The 18,285-nt window shown below is 43.8% G+C and carries 20 protein-coding genes and 1 pseudogene; 18 read left to right on the top strand and 3 right to left on the bottom strand.

Features of this window, described 5'->3' with window-relative positions:
• Positions 1 to 17 precede the first annotated feature (17 nt).
• The 3 genes from QI031_RS05000 (at position 18) to QI031_RS04990 (ending at position 3,596) form a co-directional block, all read left to right on the top strand.
• Complete coding sequence (locus QI031_RS05000) at positions 18 to 929, top strand: DUF4351 domain-containing protein (RefSeq protein ID WP_281484105.1); 912 nt, start codon at positions 18 to 20, stop codon at positions 927 to 929.
• Between the two features lie 449 nt (positions 930 to 1,378).
• Complete coding sequence (locus QI031_RS04995; protein WP_281484104.1) at positions 1,379 to 2,869, top strand: ABC transporter permease subunit; 1,491 nt, start codon at positions 1,379 to 1,381, stop codon at positions 2,867 to 2,869.
• Complete coding sequence (locus tag QI031_RS04990) at positions 2,862 to 3,596, top strand: amino acid ABC transporter ATP-binding protein (protein WP_343217844.1); 735 nt, start codon at positions 2,862 to 2,864, stop codon at positions 3,594 to 3,596. Before QI031_RS04995 ends, QI031_RS04990 begins: the two co-directional genes overlap by 8 nt.
• 19 nt (positions 3,597 to 3,615) lie before the next feature.
• Here QI031_RS04990 and QI031_RS04985 read toward each other — a convergent pair whose 3' ends face one another.
• On the bottom strand, positions 3,616 to 4,524 hold the full coding sequence (locus QI031_RS04985; RefSeq protein WP_281484103.1) for a LysR family transcriptional regulator: 909 nt from the start codon (positions 4,522 to 4,524) through the stop codon (positions 3,616 to 3,618).
• A gap of 408 nt (positions 4,525 to 4,932) precedes the next feature.
• Here QI031_RS04985 and QI031_RS04980 point away from each other — a divergent pair, with 408 nt between their 5' ends.
• From QI031_RS04980 to QI031_RS04930, 11 genes are all read left to right on the top strand, one after another.
• Entirely contained in the window at positions 4,933 to 5,808 is an 876-nt protein-coding gene (locus QI031_RS04980) for an aspartoacylase (RefSeq protein WP_281485934.1), read from the top strand.
• Positions 5,809 to 5,996: 188 nt separating this feature from the next.
• Positions 5,997 to 6,887, top strand: coding sequence for a M48 family metallopeptidase (locus QI031_RS04975; RefSeq protein WP_281484102.1), 891 nt, complete (start codon positions 5,997 to 5,999; stop codon positions 6,885 to 6,887).
• Positions 6,888 to 7,330: 443 nt separating this feature from the next.
• The gene (locus QI031_RS04970; RefSeq protein ID WP_281484101.1) at positions 7,331 to 8,239 is read left to right on the top strand and encodes a helix-turn-helix domain-containing protein; all 909 of its coding nucleotides are present in this window, start codon (positions 7,331 to 7,333) and stop codon (positions 8,237 to 8,239) included.
• 111 nt (positions 8,240 to 8,350) lie between these two features.
• Entirely contained in the window at positions 8,351 to 8,677 is a 327-nt protein-coding gene (locus QI031_RS04965; protein ID WP_281484100.1) for an antibiotic biosynthesis monooxygenase family protein, read from the top strand.
• A 130-nt stretch (positions 8,678 to 8,807) separates the two neighbouring features.
• Positions 8,808 to 10,130: an alpha/beta hydrolase family protein gene (locus tag QI031_RS04960; RefSeq protein ID WP_281484099.1), complete on the top strand. Its 1,323-nt coding sequence runs from the start codon at positions 8,808 to 8,810 to the stop codon at positions 10,128 to 10,130.
• A 150-nt stretch (positions 10,131 to 10,280) separates the two neighbouring features.
• Positions 10,281 to 11,048, top strand: a complete 768-nt coding sequence (locus QI031_RS04955) for an SDR family NAD(P)-dependent oxidoreductase (RefSeq protein WP_281484098.1) — start codon at positions 10,281 to 10,283, stop codon at positions 11,046 to 11,048.
• A gap of 266 nt (positions 11,049 to 11,314) precedes the next feature.
• Positions 11,315 to 11,779 (top strand): HXXEE domain-containing protein, encoded by a 465-nt coding sequence (locus QI031_RS04950; protein WP_281484097.1) that lies wholly within the window; start codon positions 11,315 to 11,317, stop codon positions 11,777 to 11,779.
• Positions 11,780 to 11,854: 75 nt separating this feature from the next.
• On the top strand, positions 11,855 to 12,160 hold the full coding sequence (locus tag QI031_RS04945; protein WP_281484096.1) for an antibiotic biosynthesis monooxygenase family protein: 306 nt from the start codon (positions 11,855 to 11,857) through the stop codon (positions 12,158 to 12,160).
• 177 nt (positions 12,161 to 12,337) lie between these two features.
• The gene (locus tag QI031_RS04940) at positions 12,338 to 13,231 is read left to right on the top strand and encodes an NmrA family NAD(P)-binding protein (protein WP_281484095.1); all 894 of its coding nucleotides are present in this window, start codon (positions 12,338 to 12,340) and stop codon (positions 13,229 to 13,231) included.
• A gap of 75 nt (positions 13,232 to 13,306) precedes the next feature.
• The gene (locus tag QI031_RS04935; protein ID WP_281484094.1) at positions 13,307 to 13,687 is read left to right on the top strand and encodes an antibiotic biosynthesis monooxygenase family protein; all 381 of its coding nucleotides are present in this window, start codon (positions 13,307 to 13,309) and stop codon (positions 13,685 to 13,687) included.
• 436 nt (positions 13,688 to 14,123) lie between these two features.
• Positions 14,124 to 15,002, top strand: a complete 879-nt coding sequence (locus tag QI031_RS04930; RefSeq protein ID WP_281484093.1) for an alpha/beta fold hydrolase — start codon at positions 14,124 to 14,126, stop codon at positions 15,000 to 15,002.
• 558 nt (positions 15,003 to 15,560) lie between these two features.
• Here the strand turns inward: QI031_RS04930 and QI031_RS04925 are convergent.
• Positions 15,561 to 15,824 carry a PIN domain-containing protein gene (locus QI031_RS04925; protein WP_281484092.1) on the bottom strand — a complete coding sequence of 88 codons (264 nt, stop codon included), beginning with the start codon at positions 15,822 to 15,824 and terminating at the stop codon, positions 15,561 to 15,563.
• Positions 15,825 to 15,877: 53 nt separating this feature from the next.
• Positions 15,878 to 16,468 carry a class I SAM-dependent methyltransferase gene (locus QI031_RS04920; protein WP_281484091.1) on the bottom strand — a complete coding sequence of 197 codons (591 nt, stop codon included), beginning with the start codon at positions 16,466 to 16,468 and terminating at the stop codon, positions 15,878 to 15,880.
• Here QI031_RS04920 and QI031_RS04915 point away from each other — a divergent pair.
• The 4 genes and pseudogenes from QI031_RS04915 (at position 16,457) to QI031_RS04900 (ending at position 18,269) form a co-directional block, all read left to right on the top strand.
• Positions 16,457 to 16,582, top strand: coding sequence for a hypothetical protein (locus tag QI031_RS04915; RefSeq protein WP_281484090.1), 126 nt, complete (start codon positions 16,457 to 16,459; stop codon positions 16,580 to 16,582). The two genes, QI031_RS04920 and QI031_RS04915, sit on opposite strands and share 12 nt — an antisense overlap.
• A gap of 11 nt (positions 16,583 to 16,593) precedes the next feature.
• A pseudogene (locus QI031_RS04910) lies at positions 16,594 to 16,720 on the top strand (IS982 family transposase); the annotation flags it as partial.
• Positions 16,721 to 16,739: 19 nt separating this feature from the next.
• On the top strand, positions 16,740 to 17,738 hold the full coding sequence (locus QI031_RS04905; RefSeq protein ID WP_281484089.1) for an alpha/beta fold hydrolase: 999 nt from the start codon (positions 16,740 to 16,742) through the stop codon (positions 17,736 to 17,738).
• Between the two features lie 9 nt (positions 17,739 to 17,747).
• The gene (locus QI031_RS04900) at positions 17,748 to 18,269 is read left to right on the top strand and encodes an aromatic-ring hydroxylase C-terminal domain-containing protein (RefSeq protein ID WP_281484088.1); all 522 of its coding nucleotides are present in this window, start codon (positions 17,748 to 17,750) and stop codon (positions 18,267 to 18,269) included.
• The last annotated feature ends 16 nt before the right edge of the window (positions 18,270 to 18,285 follow it).

Raw genomic sequence — 18,285 nt, 5'->3', positions numbered from 1 at the left:
TTAAACTTGGCTGTTGGATGATTGATCATGATCGCTTGTTTAAGGAACTCCTCACTACCTTTTTTGTAGAGTTCTTAGAGTTGTTTTTACCAGAGGTACTAACATATCTGGAAAATGATTCTATAGAGTTTATAGATAAAGAAGTTTTTACTGATGTTACCGCTGGGGAACGTTACGAAGCTGATTTAATTGTTAAAGTCAAATTTCGCACCCAGGAGTCTTATTTTTTAATTCATATTGAAAATCAATCTTATAAGCAACCAAGCTTTGACAAGCGGATGTTTCGTTATTTTGCCCGCTTGTATGAAAAATTTGACTTACCTGTATATCCAGTGGTGATATTTTCTTACGACTCTCCCAAAATTCCAGAATCAAATGTGCATCAAATAACATTTCCTAACAAAGTTATTTTACAGTTTAATTATGATGTCATTCAGCTAAATCGCTTGAATTGGCGAGATTTTTTGAGTCAACAAAATCCGTTAGCGGCTGCATTAATGGCAAAAATGAATATCGCATCAACAGAACGTCGCCAAGTGAAGTTTGAATGTTTACGTCTATTAGCAACATTACAATTAGATCCAGCGCGAATGCGATTAATTTCTGGTTTTATTGATACCTATTTACGCCTGAGTACGGAAGAACAAAGACTGTTGCAAGCCGATATTGCTAGCATGGAATCAAAAGAACAAGAGGTGGTTATGCAAATAGTTACAAGTTGGATGGAAGAAGGAATTGAGCAGGGAAAACAGCAAGCAACAAAATCATTAGTAATGCGCTTACTTCCTCAACGAGTCGGTACACTTACCCCTGAGTTAGAAGAACGTGTTCAGCAGTTATCATTGATTCAGTTAGAAGATTTGGCTGTGGCGCTGCTGGATTTCTCCTCGGTGTCTGATTTAGCAGCTTGGTTACAGCAAGTTACATAATTCTTCTGTTCTTTCTTCACGACTTTTTCAGCAAGCCCTAATTACTCTATTTATCTCAATACAGTTAAGTTAAGCATTTTTTCTTCTCTCTGCGTCCTCTGTCTTGAAAAGTTTGTTACAAAGGAGCTAGTGCGGTCTTCTTCCAAGGGGGTTTCCCCCATGAGCAACTGGCGTTGGAAATCCTCCAATCCTCGCAGCCTCTCAAATCGCTAAATTCCTGACAAAAGGCAAAAGCCGTTCTAGATTCATCCTGGAACGGCTCGACGAGAGTTGTATTTGCATCGGGGCTTCATAATCGTTATGCCCCATTTTCTGTATAAGTGATTCGGTATATAGGTTGATACAGCTTGCTTTTGACTCCTTCCGGAAAAAAAGCTCAAAAGTTACATTTATATAGTTCCCAAAATTATTTCAATATTAAGGTGCATCTCAAATAATTTAGCAAGTCTATGAAAAAACGAAGAGTATGGCTATTGACGCTACTGTTTGCGGCGATGGTGGCAATCAGTGTGATCTCAAATCATAGTAATTCCCTGCAAGCAGCCTCTTCTATCGGCAAAGACACACTGACAATGATTACCTCACCAGATTATCCTCCCTACGAATTTTATAATACCAAGGGGGGCGATCGCCAAGTTGTGGGTTTTGACATTGATATTGCTAATACTCTGGCTCAAAAACTAGGCTTCAAACTAAAAGTAATGGAATCCGATTTCAATGGATTAATTCCAGCACTGCAAGCAAATCGAGCAGATTTTGTCATGGCTGGGATGACTCCCACCCCAGAACGCCAGAAAAATGTTGATTTTTCAATTATCTATTACGAGGCTAAAGATACGATTGTTGCTCCCAAAGGTAGTAACCTCAAACAACCGCAAGATCTTTTAGGAAAAAAAGTCGGAGTACAACTGGGAACTATCCAAGAGCAAAATGCCAAGAAAATTGCTCAGAAAGTTACGGGTATTCAGATTAAGCAACTTAACAAAGTACCGGAAGCAATTCAAGAAATCAAATCTGGGCGCATTGATGCGGCAATTGTTGAAGATACTGTCGCTAAAGGATTCGCCCAAGCTAATCCTGATTTAGAGTTTAACGTAATTGCTTCAGAAGAGGGAAGTGGATCAGCGATCGCTTTTCCTCAAGGTTCTGCTTTAGTTGCACCGTTCAACAAAGTTCTGCAACAAATGCAGAACAATGGTGAACTAAAAAAACTCGCAACCAAGTGGTTTTCACAAAATAACACCACCGATACTGCATCTTCACCAGCTACTAAAAGCGGACTAAATTTAGACTTTACCAGAATCCTGCCTGATATTCCTTTTATTCTTCAGGGAGTTCCCATAACTTTATTGTTCACTCTTTTATCTGTAACTTTCGGGTTACTCTGGGGTACAGTCCTTTCTTTGTTGAAAATTACAGGAATTAAGCCCCTGACTTGGGTTGCAAATGCTTATACGTCAGTTTTTCGAGGCACACCCCTACTATTGCAATTAGCTTTGGTTTATTACGCCACACCCCAACTAACAGGTTATGATATTTCAGCTTTAGAGGCGGGAGTATTAACTTTTACCCTCAATTCTGGGGCTTATATGTCAGAAACCATCCGGGGTGGGATTCAAGCAGTGGATAAAGGACAAAGTGAGGCGGCGATGTCTATGGGTGTTTCCTACTGGTTGATGATGTGGGACATAATTTTACCCCAAGCTTTAAAAAATATTCTCCCTGCCTTAGTCAATGAAACTATCGGACTGTTGAAAGATTCTGCTTTAGTGTCAACTATTGGTGTAGTTGAAATCTTACGCAGCGCCCAAATTGTCGGCGCAAATAAATATATTTACTTTGAACCTTTGTTGTTTGCAGGATTGATTTATTACGTTATGGTGATGGGTCTAACTATGAGTGCTGCTGCTTTAGAAAGGAGGTTAAGACAAAGTGAATAATCCAATCATTCGCACGGAATTTTTATGTAAGTCCTTTGGTGAGTTGGAAGTACTTAAAGATATTTCTACAGAGATTTATCAAGGGGAAGTGGTGGCGATTTTGGGGCCTTCTGGTTCGGGTAAATCTACATTTTTGCGCTGTATGAATTTGCTAGAACGCCCTACAAAAGGAAAGATTTACTTTCATGAACAAGAAATTACTCATCCCCAAGTCAACATTGCTAAAATTCGCCAACATTTAGTGATGGTATTTCAACATTTTAATTTGTTTCCTCACATGACAGTGCTGCAAAATGTCACCTACGCCCCCATGAAAGTGAAAAAAGTAGAGAAGCAGCAAGCGCAAGCAAAAGGGTTGGAATTATTAACTAAAGTTGGTTTAGAACCAAAAGCAGGTGTTTATCCATCTAAATTATCGGGGGGACAAAAACAGCGAGTAGCGATCGCACGGGCGTTGGCAATGGAACCGGAGATGATTTTATTTGATGAACCAACATCTGCGTTAGATCCAGAAATGGTCAAAGATGTACTGGAAGTTATGAAAGCCTTAGCAGAGACGGGGATTACAATGGCAATTGTCACTCATGAAATGGGATTTGCTAGAGAAGTTGCCAGTCGGATTATGTTCCTCGATCAAGGCAGTTTAGCCGAAGATACTACTCCTAGGGAATTTTTTCAAAATCCGCGGTGCGATCGCGCTCAGCAGTTCTTGGAAAAAATGCTTTAAACATAGTTAGAATATCTCGCTACTTGCACGAAACTTCTGTGACTACTTTGAGAAAATTAGACAAGATTTTCGATTGATTATCTTTTCGCCAAACAATCGCTGTTTGAAACATAGGTAAATTACCTGAGATGTTTTGATAAACAACACCTGTTCGCTGAAGATTCCTTACATTGGCAGGCAGCAATGCCACCCCTATTTCACCTGCAACCAAACTGATAATTGTTGTCATCCATGCGGCTTCCTGTAACACTTTCGGGGGAAATTTTACTTGTAAACAAGCCTCCTTAATCAGTTTGTGTAATCCTGGCGCTCTTTTGTGACAAGGAATTATGAAATTTTCTTCTTTTATATCTGAGAGTTGAACTTGTGATTGATTGGCTAGGGGATGGTTTGTTGGTAGTACCATTACCAGTGGTTCTGGATTCAATAATTTATATGTAAGAAAATGGGATTTGTCTACATCTGCCAAATTGTAAAAATTCTCGAAATTTAAGTCTATTGTATTGTCTTTAAGTCTGCGCCAGCTTTCTTCAAACAAAAGTTCTTCAAATGCTAAAGCCACATTTGGGAACTTGGAGCGAAAAACACGGATGATATCTGGCAATAAGCCATTAGATATCGAAGTATTAATGCCAACAGTTAATTTTCCAATCTCGCCTTTATCTTCTTGTTGAGGTAATGTCTTAAATTTCTCGACTTGTCTAAGAAGGTGTTGTGCTTCTTTGAAAACTACTTCGCCATAAGGTGTTAGTTTCCAGCTAGGAGTTCGGAAAAACAGTTGTCCGTTTAGTTCTTTTTCTAGTTCTTGAATTTGTCTAGTAAGAACCGGCTGAGTAATATGGAGTTTTTTTGCACAACGGCTGATATTAATCTCTTCTTGTTCAGCAACAACAACAAAACGTCTTAGACGTTCTATATTTAGATTCATGTTAAACCTGATTCCTTATGAATAGATAGACATGATTAAACTTACTACAATTTTTCATTTATTTGAGATTAATTTTTTATCTATTTAGGCATAATACTATGTCTAAATTTATTGGCTAGGCTATGACATCCTTATGTTTGTGGCTGGCGTTAACTACTAGGAGACAAGAATTTGAATACAAATAGAATACCTTTAATTCAACGAGTTATGATTGTTGGGGGAACTCATGAAAACGAGTTTACTGGTGCTTATAAGGCGTGATTAAATTTACTACAGTTTTTCATTTATTTGAGATTAATTTTTTATCTATTTAGGTATTAAGCCATGTCTAGATTTATCGATTAGTCTGTGACATCCTTATATTCGTGGCGTTAACTACTAGGAGACAAGAAATTGAATACAAATAGAATACCTTTAATTCAACGAGTTATGATTGTTGGGGGAACTCATGGAAACGAGTTTACTGGTGCTTATCTCATCAAAAAATTTGAACAGCATCCTCATCTAGTACATCGAGCCAGCTTTGAAACAATAACGTTGTTAGCAAACCCCAAAGCCTTTTTAGCAGTACGTAGATACATCGATAAAGACCTCAATCGTTGCTTCCAACAAGTCGAACTGCAAGATTTGACCCTTTCTAGTTATGAAGATATCCGAGCTAAGGAAATCAATTATTTCTTCGGTGCAAATGGCAAAACTCCTGTGGACGCAATTTTAGATATCCATACTACGACTGCAAATATGGGGTTAACCGTTATTACTGACGAGCATCCTTTCAATCTGCGACTGGCTGCTTATCTGCAAAGTATAAACCCCTTGGTAAACGTTTATGTCCTACCTCAGTCAGAGCAAGAATACTCTTTACCATCAATTTGTAAATTTGGCTGCACTATTGAGGTGGGAGCAGTAGCTCAAGGACTGTTGCAAGCAGATCTATTTAGGCAAACTGAAGCTTTGATTGACACTGCTTTGAATTACTTAGAGCAATATAATCAGGCAGAAATTTTATCCTTTGATAGCAAACTCACCTTTTATCAGCATCATGGAACGATTGACTATCCCAGAAATGAATCGGGTGAGATTCAAGCAATGATTCATCCACAACTTCATTTTCAAGACTATAAGTCACTTACTCCAGGCGCACCGATGTTTTTAACATTTGATGGGGAAGCCATTGCTTACGAAGGAGCATCAACAGTCTATCCAGTTTTTATTAACGAAGCGGCTTATTACGAAAAAGGCATTGCTATGTGCATAACTCAGCGGCAGCAGGCAATATTTTAAAACAGTGATTTGGGGTTTGAGTAGCATACATGCTGAAAGTTACGCGAAGGGATCTCTTTATCTTCCACAAAACTCCCCCATTGATATTTCCTCCAAAGACTTGTCTGCTCTACCTCCTAATATTTTTAGTTCTGCCGAAATCACATCAGTCAAATGCATTCAAACAAAACAAATAGAGGTTTACGATTATGACATCCTCACACATTCGCAAATTTGTTATCACTACATTAGGTGTTAGCAGCAGTGTTTTACTAAACCTTAACACACCAGGAGTCACACAAGCACTAACTACATTTTCATCACTTTCAACTACTACAAATTTATCAACTTCCACTCCACTAGTACAACCGAAAAATAATAATCTGCAATGGGTTTACAGCGTAGCAGAAAGAGTAATTCGTGCTAATGGACTTGATGACTATCCCTGGCGCTTTCAAATTAGTGATGAATATGATCCCAATGCATACGCAGATGAGTTAAACAAAATTGTAATTTACAAAGGCTTGTTAGACCAAATACATGGTGATGATGCAGCTTTAGCTTTTATTATCAGTCATGAATTAGCTCACCATACTCAACGCCATTTTGCACAGCAAGAAGAAGCAGAAACTAATTTAAAAGAGAAATTACTCAAAGAAGCAAAGTCAGAGATTGTACAGGAATGGAGAAAATCGAACACTCCCCTATCACCCGCTACTAAAGATGTAATCAAACAACGAATTATTATTCAGAAAAAACAAGAATTTGAGCGCACCATGCAAGCATTAAGTCGCCAGCATGAATTTCAAGCAGACGAAATCGGTTACACCTATATGGTTAAGGCTGGCTATGAGATAGATGCAGGTCTGCGAGTCTTGAATCTGTTTTTGCGTTTACCTTCTGACTATACAGAAAATAGTAGTCATCCACCAACACAACAACGAATTAATGCACTTAAACAAGTGATGAATAAATATTTGTGGTTTTCTTTGTGGATAGAAGGCAATGAGCGATTAAAAAATAATCCTCAATCACTAAAATTAGATATATCAGAAGATGGAGTATCTTTGCGAATAAACTCCAGATTTGTCTCACGATAAATGAATCTGAAGAAAGCAATACCCCCTACTTAGTACATAAGTAAGGGGTATGAAGCTTAATTTTTTAGAGACGTAGAGTTATAATTTACGGTTTTCAACTTCTGAAAGGAAATTGAGAAAAGTATGTTCTTGGTGCGAAACTTCAAACCTTTACGGCAATTGATGTACATGAAATATAAGCGCACCCATCCAGAACTTCAGCAGCAAAATAATAGTACTTCTTAACTAGTATAAGTACCAGTATTTTCTACCTCCTGGTTTATCCTGCTTGACTCAACTTTTTCGCGTTGCACTCCTTAAATCTGTTCCTTGAGGAATAGAAAAAGAAAAACAGAGTGATCTTTAAGTTATAAATTTGTATTCATGACGAAACTTTTCCCTGCTCGAAAATTTCTTTAGTGGTAATATTTGTCATGAATATACAATTGCAACTATAAAGCGTCATGGCTAAACGCAAATCCCTACAGATGAATGCTCGTGAAATGTCAAATACATTGACAAGTTCAGATGAGGGATTTTCTCAAAAGAAAGTGTTTTTGCCTATGATGCAGGTGGTGTATTGTCGGTTGTCTGCTTGTGCTGAAACGCCTAAGCACTTCTCTACACAGCATTTTATGACAGTTCATCTTAACCACGATCCTGCTGTCAAAGAGCTAAAGCTTAATGGTTGTCTTCAGCGTGGTAGCTTTGGTGCGGGTGATATCTGTCTTACACCAGCAGCAACACCAGTATCATCCATCAGGATACAAGAGCCTAGCGAACTGGTAGCTCTATATATTGAACCTACATTTTTTGTTCAGACCTCTGCTGAAATAGTAGACACTAAAGGACTCGAATTAATACCCCAGTTTCAGCTGAAAGATCCGCTGATTCATCAAATGGCGATCGCGCTAAAAGCACAGATTGAGTCTTCAGAAGAAATATGGAATCGTCTCTACTTAGAATCGATGGTGACAGCGATTTGCGTTCACTTGTTGCAGCGTTACTCAACTCAAAAAACAAACGCTGACACGCGCACCGCCAAGCTATCATCTGACGGTCTATCAAAGGCTCACCTGGGTACGGTGCTAGAGTACATTCACGAATACGCTGACCAAAATCTCAGCCTACTTGAAATGGCTCAGCAAGTTCAAATGAGTCCCTATTACTTTAGCCGCTTGTTCAAACAATCCACAGGGCTGAGTCCGCACCAGTATTTGATCGCTCACCGTATTCAACAAACCAAACGGCTGCTGACGACAACAAAGCTGTCGATTGCCGAGATTGCAGCGCAAGCTGGATTTACCGATCAAAGCCATCTTGCCCGCCACTTTAAGCGTCAGTTGGGGGTGACTCCTAGCCAGTTTCGCTAAATCGCAAGAACGTACCGATACAAAAGCAAGTTTATCCAAGCCAACTCACCATAGCCGACCATAAGCTATAGAAGTTATGTAATTAATGCACATTCAACGAGGAGCTAAAACATGCCAGTAGCTCTAATTAATCCCTTTGTCGTTCCCCCAGACAAAGAAGAAGAATTCTTGAGAGCTTGGAATGAGACTACGCGAGTCTTCTCTAGCGCACCCGGTTTTATTGAAACTCACTTGCACAAAAACGCAGGTGTCGGCGATGGAACCTTCCAATATATCAACATTGCACTTTGGGAAAGTGCAGATGCCTGGAATGCGACCCACGGCAGCTACAAACCAGGTGAAGAAACCATTCCTGGTGTCGAGCACCATCCTGGCATCTTTCAAGAAGTTATCGCTTCTAAGAGTATACGCGAAGTGAATTGGCGAATCCCTCTATAGCAACCGCTAATTCTGCTGAATCTATACCCTGAGTCTTAAAAACCTATTTACAGCGATTACAAGTTCGCCGCAAATGTGTTCGCAGTCCATGAAGGAGACCGCCGAAGGCTCTACGCCTTGAAAACCCTCGATGAAAGGAGCTTTCCTCATGCCTACAATGCCTCTCAATATTACCCGCCGCGCGAAACGGCTCTGTGAACAACGCTGGCTATTAGATGCAATCATCAGCTTGTTGGGACCCGATTGGGATCAGGGTCGTCTGGGCTATATGTCCAGTGCTTGCGGACACGATTCGCAGGGTGACTTCATCGGACTGCGCCAGCGAATCAAGACTTACAACGACATGACACGTGAGTTCATGCTCGCAGCGCGACGCCGCGAGCTGCGCGCCGAAGCCGAACTAAAGCAGGGACATGATTCTACAGCCCGTGAGAACTTTTTTACAGCTAGCATTCTCTATGGCGGAGCGCAGTGGTCGATCGAGGCAAACACACCTCTGAATCTCGATCTGAATCAAAAGAAGACGGATTGCTATGCCAAGTTCATCCAGCTTGCGGGTCGGCACATTGAGCAGATCGACGTGCCGTTTGAGGATCGATCGGTGCCAGCAATACTCTCCCTGCCACCAACATACAAGCAGGGCGATCACGTTCCCTGTGTTGCGATCGTCTCCGGTATGGACGGCTGGAAAGAGCTGTCGGTGGCGATGGATGGGGACAAGTGGTTGCAGCGAGGCTTTGCGGTTCTGGCGATCGATGGTCCGGGGCAGGGCGAGGCGCTGATTCGGGAAGTCTGGTACGACCCGGACACCTACGGCAAATTGGGTTCATCGGCGTTCGACTTGGCGGCTGCTCGTCCAGAGATCGATCCCAGTCGGATCGTTGTGCATGGTCTTAGCTTCGGCTCCTACTGGGCGACCACGCTGGCGGCGGCTGAACCGCGTTTTCTCGCCTGCGGCGTCGCCATGACCTGCTTTGAAGCCGGCGGCTTCTCGCAGTTTGAAACGGCAAGCCCAACGTTCAAACTGCGGTTCATGTACATGACTGGCGCAACAGACGAAGCGGAACTTGACCGGATCGCTCAGAAACTCGACGTGTTCAAGCTGGCTCCGCAGATCAAGTGTCCATTCCTGGTCGCGGCGGGTGAGGACGACCAGTTGAGCGATGCCCACTATACCTTCGACTTTCTCAACAGCCTGACGGGTGCTAAATCTTTGATCTTCTATGAAGGCGAAGACCACGGTATACACGCCAGCCGTGCCGGACAGCTAGGACCGGAAGCGTACACGATGGTGGCGGACTGGTTGAGCGATCGCGTGCGAGGTATTGAGGCTCAGTCTATGTACACCGAGGTGGATGCAACTGGCATGGTTCACGTCGAACCGTGGGGAAACCAGCGTGAATATACCTATGGCATCACGCAGACTAGGAAGAAGCTGATCTTTGGCAGCTAGTTGCAATGGTCAACCTTTAGCCAGGAGATTCAAGATGGCAGAAGACGATCGATAGCTTTCCACCGATCAATGGTATTACTCACTCAAGTTTTATAAACTCAGGGCTGATAATTTCAGTTCAACACATTCAAATGAACAAAGGAGTTATCAATGAAAAAGCTAGCAAAAAAAGTCGCCATTGTTACCGGATCGAGTCGGGGAATCGGCAAAGAGATTGCTATGAAGTTAGCTCAGGAAGGTGCTAGAGTGGTCATCAATTACAATCGTAGCCCTGAGAAGGCTGAGGAAGTTGTCAACCAAATCCAGCAGCAGGGCGGCGAAGCTACAGCAATCCAGGCAGATATAAGTCAGGTTGACCAAATTCAGCAGTTAGTCGAAAAAGCAGTTGAGCAATACGGTCAACTCGATATTCTGGTCAGTAATGCCGGAGTTGAGCATTTTGGAAAGCTAGAGGAGATCGCTCCCCAAGATTTCGAGCGGGTGTTCAGCGTGAATGTTGCCGGTCAATTGTTTGTCACCCAGGCTGCTGCTCGTCATCTCTCTTCTGGTGGACATATCGTGTTGACTTCTTCTGTCAGTGCTAAAATTCCTGTTTTTTATCATACTCTCTATGCTGCTAGCAAGGCTGCCGTTTCGGCAATGGTGCTTAATCTAGCTCCTGAATTGGGAGAGCGGGGAATTACCATCAATGCGATCGCACCTGGCGGTACGGCAACGGATATGGCGGAAGAGAATGCCAAGTTTTACACTCATCCAGCCCTTAGAGATTTACCACCTAATACTGTGCTTAAAACCACGGCATCACTGCAACGTTTGGCTCAGCCAAAAGAAATCGCCGCAGTAGTGGCATTTCTAGTCTCCGATGATGCTTCTTATATCACTGGCAGTACCCTGGCTGCTGACGGCGGAATGTTTTAAAGATCGATTAGATCTTTTTAAAGGCAAACTTTACAGAGAGAATATAAATTATGACTGCTACTCTAATCGACGAGACAACGAATCGCTTCTACCCACTGACTCGGCGAGAAGTTCAAATACCAATGCTGCCTATTATTCCAACAAACATCAAGTAATTAAGACGTATCACCCAATGTCTGGCTCAAGCACGCTTACTGCTTACGAATGAATGTTTAAAAGCGACTTGAATAACCTGATTAAAAATCGACAGAGTAACCATTTTGATTATGTCTCGTGAATATATCTTGTGGATAGCTACAATTTCCTACGGACTCCATATGCTTGAAGAGTATATGTACGACTGGCGAGGTTGGGTAGGGAAGGTGCTACAGTTGCCTGTCGAGTGGAACGAATTTTATTTAGTCAACGCTTTCGTCATCATTCTAGGGGTATCCTGCGCTGCTATCGGCTGGCGCAAGCCAGAGATGGCACTGTCTTTTCCAGCTTTTATGTTAGTCAATGCCACTCTGTTCCATATTGTTCCAGTTCTATTGACGCAGATTTTTTCGCCAGGGCTATTCACTGCCGTTATTCTATTTCTCCCAGTCGCGGTCTGGGCTTACTACGGAGCCTGGAAGGATAAGGTATTGACGATTAGAAGTGCAGCAATATCTGGAGTACTCGGATTTTTAATGATGTTCTTCCCCATCGTCTTGCAAGTCACTAGAAGACTTCCTTTCTTTGTTCAGTAAGACGATGCCGCTGGGCAAGTCGTGTCAAATTATTTCACTGTCTTGAATACAAACTTCACAAAGAGGATAAAAATTATGGCTGTTACCTTAATTAATAGCTTTATCGTACCCGAAAATCGAGAAGCAGAATTCTTAAAAAATTGGCAAAAAACCGCAGAGGTGTTTTCCCACACATCTGGTTTTATCGAGACGCATCTGCACCGTAATATTGGAGTTGGCGATGGCACGTTTAAATTCGTCAATATTGCTCGCTGGGAGAGCGTCGAAGCTTGGAGATCCGCTACAGAAAATTATTCAGATGAGCATAGCTTGTCGGACATTAAAGCGCATCCAGCGCTCTACGAGTCTATAGTCAATCTTCAGTATCAAGGTGAAAAGTAACGACTCAAACTATTGATAGTCGTCAACCCAATCGAGGTAATGCGATCACCGTTCATCTATTCAAAAAGTACTTTAGATCGTTAACAGCTAGCGATCGTGGCTACCAAAATGATGACTGGTCAGCTTAGTTTATCTTTCGCTTTCAAAAATACAACATCACAATATTGAAGAATAATCATGAAACAAACAATCCTAGTAGCAGGCGGTACGGGCAAAGTCGGCGAGAAAATCGTTAAAGCCTTGATTAAAAGAGGGGCAAACGTTCGAGCGATTGTCCGTAGCGGCAGCGCATCAGAAAAGAAGGAAAAATTGTCCGCGCTCGGTGCGGAAGTCGTCACTGCGGATATGACGGACACAGCAGCGCTAGAATCTGCCTGCCAGGGAGTTTCTTGTGTCATCTCAGCGTTGTCAGGACTGCGTGATGTCATGGTTGAGTCCCAATCTCAACTTTTGGACGCAGCAGTTGCGGCAGGCGTTCCTCGCTTTATCCCTTCAGACTATTCATCCGACTTTACCCAACTGCCAGAAGGAGAAAATAGAAATGTCGATCTGCACAAAGAATTTCAGCAGTATCTAGACAAATCCCCGATCGCCGCCACTTCGATTATGAACGGTGCATTTTGCGATTTGATCCTAGGACCAGGTGCGCCGCTGTTTGACGTAAAGAACAACAGCGTCCGCTATTGGGGAGATAAGGCTGACTGGAAAATAGACTTTTCGACAACGGACGATACGGCAGACTATACAGCGGCTGCCGCACTCGACTCCGAGACACCCAGGATTTTGCGAATTGCTAGTTTTCAGATTACGCCGAAGGAGCTAGCAGCCGTTGGCGAAGAGATTAAAAAGCAGCCGTTTAAGCTTATTGATATGGGCAGTATGGAAGATCTTTCTGCTTCCAACAAAAAAGCGAGAGCAGCCAATCCAGAAGGTGAAACGGAAATTCTACCAGCTTGGCAAGCAATGCAATACGTGCATACCATGCTGTACGTTCAAAACAAAACGCTGGATAACGATCGCTATCCTGATGTTGAGTGGACAAGTGCCAAGGAAGCACTTTCAAAAGTTTAATCGCATCTACATAGATCAAACGGTTGATACGGCAGCAATTCCAAACTCAAAGTTTCTAGATTAAGGAGAACAAAAATGCTTAAACACGTCGAACTCGACCCGACCTTTGCGCTCGAACAGCAATACGCGGACACATCCGACAAGCCCACCATCCTGGTCAACATCTTCGATGTCGATCTCAGGGATCATGATGCGTTCAAGAAGGCTTGGGCGGAGGATGCCGCCTTCTTCGCCCGGCAGCCGGGATACATCTCCACGCAGCTGCACCAAGGTATCGGCAACAGCCGGATGTTCCTCAACTATGCCGTGTTCGAGAACACTGCGGCGTTCGCGGCGACCAATAGACAGCCTGAGTTCGGGCCGTTGCGCGGGGTCTATCCCGATAGCGCCACAGCCCATCCGCACCTGTTCAGACGGGTTCACATCCCGCTAATCTGTGTCGGGGAAAGGGACTGACGCATTCAGGTTCACATGTCAGAAGAGGAAGGGGAGCAGGGGGCAGGGAGCAAGGGAGAAAGCACCAGAAGGAGCTTGTTACTCCGCCCCAGCAAGAGCGCCCTAGATGGTTACTGAGCGTCTTGTACTGAGTTTCGACACTTCGACAGGCTCAGTGCGGCGCTGCGCGGAAATCGAGCGAAGTCGAGATTCAACTACCGCGAAACCGAAGTAAGTCGAAGTAAGGGCGGGGCTTACTCCCCACACCTCCCACAGTATGAGTGAGAAATTAGGGTCGAAGTGCTGCCTCCCCTGCTTGCCCAAATGTATCAACTTTAAAGTAAAACGGTATGACTCCTTTCGCAGTCACAGTTTAGTGAAACTTTTCAAGTTCCAGCGGTTCAATTTCTCTTTCCTCTTGCCTTTCCTGAATGACACTACCGAAGGAGCCAAAAGAATGACGCAAATAATAAACAGCAATACGGTAGATTTCGATCGACAATTCCAGCATCAGACGGCTGAGGTCAACGGCGTTCGCATTCATTATGTTATGGGTGGCAAAGGCGAAGCGGTAGTACTTTTACATGGTTTTCCGCAGACTTGGTATGAGTGGCATAAAGTGATGCCCGCCCTTGCTGAAAAGTATACGGTCATTGCACCAGATCTGCGTGGTCTTGGCGAGTCTTCTTGTCCTGCACCGGATTACCAAGCGCAAAGCGTTGCTGAAGACATTCATCAATTGGTTCAAAAACTTGACTTCAAACAAATCAATCTCGTTGCCCATGATATTGCAGGCGCAGCAGCTTATTCTTACGCCGTACAGTATCCACAAGAAATTCTTCGGCTAGTTTTTATGGAGACTCTGGTTCCTGGCTTTAATGCCGACACAACTGGGCAAACAGGCAATTACTGGCACATGGGTTTTCATATGACACCAGATTTACCCGAACAGCTGATTACAGGTAAAGAGCATGAGTATTTAACTTTTTTTATCAGAAATTTCGCTCACCGCCAAGATATGATTTCCGAAGAAGAAATTAGCAAATACGTTAATGCTTATTCTGCACCTGGTGCATTGCACGCAGCTTTTGAATATTACCGTGTTATGCCAAAAGATGCCGAACAAAATAAACGAGACTTTAAGACAAAACTTAAAATGCCAATTCTCGCTTTAGGAGGAGAGAAGAGTTTGCGAGATTTACCGTTAACATCTTTACAGTTGGTTGCTGAAGACGTGCGTGGCGGCTCGATCCCGCATTGTGGTCATTGGTTAGCTACGGAATGTCCAGATGACTTTACTCAACAACTATTAACTTTTTTCTCAGACAAGAATTAAACCTTACCTGTTTAGAACGACAATGAAATCTCAACGATTGATCGGGCTTTATGCCGATATTTTTGACGGTATATCACCCCAATTTTCAGGGAATAGACGGAAAGTTTCCGTATAACAGCTAAGTTGAGCGGCGGTCAGCATCCTTTGCATCCTCACCAGGGTCTCTCACCCGTCCGCTCCAACGTGTTGTTAGACCGCGCCTCCGCGACAAGTTGACAACCTCTCTGCCGCTCTCAGCTTGCTGCTTCCGCAAATCAGCAAAGATGGCTTTCAGATCGTGATTGAAGGATTGAGAGTACTCTTCACGGATTCTGTGGATTTCTTCAACAATCTCATCTTGATACATAGTTAACCTCCAAGCAGTTCGTAAGGTGTACAAAGAATCGGCAACTCGTATCCAAAGTCAAGGCTGATCGCTGCCAACTTTCGCTGAATTTGAGCATTGGCGATGTGCTTGCAGTTCCAGGTCAGCAGGTAGTCCATGCCGTGAATAGTTGCGGCTGCGATGTGAACAGCATCAACATCAGCTTTTGCGGGAAGGTTACTGCGTCACAAGAACTATTCTGCTAAATCAAGCACAGATTGATTCAAATCGAGTAAAGCAAGATTACGAATGATTTCGAGTCGTTGAGATGCGATCGCAGCGTCGCCTTGAGAGGTTTCCTTCACAACTGCTTGAGAAGAGTAGAGTTGGAAGTCACTACGGCGCGTATCCCACCATTCTCTCGTTATCTGAATATTCGCAGATACAACAATATCCCTGCTAGGTCGAGCAGTCAGATAGCCTAAAATACTGGTTTCGATGTAGACGGTCTCACTCATACCCAGCCGTTTGCAAACAACTCAATCTTAACTCATTGCACAAAAGCGAGAGGCTAAGGTTTTTGCCAAATCAGTGAATATCGCCAGAACAGATGCCGCTGGAGATGGAAGCCAGGAAGAACAACGGCTGCGACCTTTCTAATCTGTTTCAATGACAACCAAGCAGGGCGAGTCGGTGCAACTGTAGTCAGTTCTACAATTGAGGCTCGATGCCATTTCAAAAACACAAAGTTGAGCGGAATTGAAACGGCACTATAAGCGTAATCGATTAGGGTTTTCTCTTGATAAAGTCCAAGAATCAGCAGTTTTCCAGAAGGGCGCAGGAGTGACTTCATCTTCTCCAAAGCTGCTTCTATCTCCATGTGGTGTAGCGTAGCGATCGACACAATTACATCGTAATTCGCTTGCGGCAACTCGACTGCTAGAAAGTCAGCCTTCAGGTAAGAAATATTAGGAGCAGGATTAAGGATTGCTGCTTCTGCTAAGACTGCACTATCAACATCCAGTGCATCCACACTCGCAGAACGCTCCGCCAGTTTCCACGCAAAAAGACCCAACCCACAACCTATATCCAAGGCGCGGTAGACCCGTTTGGGAATTTGGTGCAACAGATAGCTATGGTAATGAACATTATGATTCCACATCGCTCAATTATAGTGAGTGGCGGTCTAACAAATAGTTATGCCGTCACCCAACCGCCCCACGTCAATGTGAACGAAATTCTGATTCGTCCAACCGAAATGACCTCGGTAGTTTGATCTGATTCGATGCCCGATATCTGTGGCATCTCACCAGTCGTCTCAATCGCAAGATTTTAGCTCACACTGTCTGTTTCTGGCTTAATCGCCATCCGCCGCGATCCTCTTCAGTTCGATGAACTTGTTACAGAATATTAAGTCGCACATCGCGTTAATCATGTTGAGAAAGCATTTAAAATTTCGCCTCGCTTCTGTTGCGTTAACAACGACACTATTATTTTCAGTGATTCTGGCACGGGCTGACTCTCACCAACCTTTTTTGTCCATTCACCCAGCGATCGGCCAGAGGCAGCCCACGGAAGCAATGTTTAATCGCACATTCACGCATCACACAGCAACAGTCAACGGCGTTCGTCTACACTATGTGATGGGCGGCAAAGGTAAACCCCTTGTGCTGATTCACGGTTGGCCAGAAACCTGGTACGGCTGGAAAACAATTATGCCTGCGCTGGCAGAGCGATATACCGTGATTGTTCCAGATATGCGCGGTTTTGGAGACTCGGAAAAACCAGCCAGTGGATATGATGGTCGAACTGTGGGTGAAGACATTTATCAGTTAGTTCGCCATTTAGGGTACGATCGCGTCTTTTTAGTGGCTCATGATATGGGTGCGATTCCAGCTTTTGCCTATGCTGCAAACTATCCTCAAGCAGTCTGCAAGCTTGTCATCCTTGATATGGTATTACCAGGTTTAGGACTAGAGGAATTTGTTAAAGACAACGGAGTTTGGCACTTCAAGTTTCACCAAAGTGAGGTTGCTGAAACGCTCGTTCAAGGCAAGGAGCGAGAATATATTACCTATATGCATCATCACTTCATGAAAAATCCTGCCGCTATTACTCAAGCAGAAATTGATGTTCACGTTCAGAAATACACTGCGCCTGGTGCGATGCAGGCATCCTTTGGTCACTATCGAGCGATTCCCGAAACGGCAACACAAAACCGAGCCTTTGCTGCTAACCGTAAGCTGCCAATGCCTGTCTTGGCATTGGGGGGAGAGGCAGCAATGGGTGACTTACCCTTGCGATCGCTTAAACCAGTTGCGGATGACATCCGCGGTGGGAGCATTCCAGGTGCTGGACATTATATTCAGAAAGAACAGCCCGATCGGCTAGTGCGTCAACTCTTGGCTTTCTTGGCTGAACAGAAAGCATGATTATGAGCAATGTTCAAATTGCGATACTACCAGACGATCGCGCACATCGTGCCGCTGCTGCTCGACACACACTTTGTACAGCGCTTGAGTACCGGATTCATCAGCGAGGTTGTCTCCAACTACCGCGAGAGTACGCTGTCTCAAACGCACCATGCTTGTGGAAGTTTAAAGGCGGGCGATCGTCTGCCCAATTTTGAAGTGTCCTTCTGGGACGCTTTACGCGAAGCCCCCCTCTACAAGCTCCTCGACCCCTCGTGCTTCACGCTGCTGCTGGTCGGCGATCGCAATACAACAGCCTTTGCCTCAACTAGAGATGAAGTCGTTTATCCCTGGCAACCAATGCTGAAGGTCAAACACATTACGGCTGCTACCTCCAAAGAAGCCTCGTTTCAATTTCACGATGCCTTTGGCAGCGATCGGGGTCTTTTCCTTGTAAGACCTGACTCGTATGTCGGCTTCGTTGGCGATCAAAATGCTGTGCCAGCCCTAACAGAATGGCTCAGTCGATGGTTTCCACTGGCTGCAAATTGATTGAATCAACATAAAT

The sequence above is a fragment of the Halotia branconii CENA392 genome, assembly GCF_029953635.1.
GTDB classification, from domain to species: Bacteria; Cyanobacteriota; Cyanobacteriia; order Cyanobacteriales; family Nostocaceae; genus Halotia; species Halotia branconii.
The sequence above is the reverse complement of the archived record's forward strand: the minus strand, read 5'-3'. Positions and strand labels throughout refer to the sequence as shown.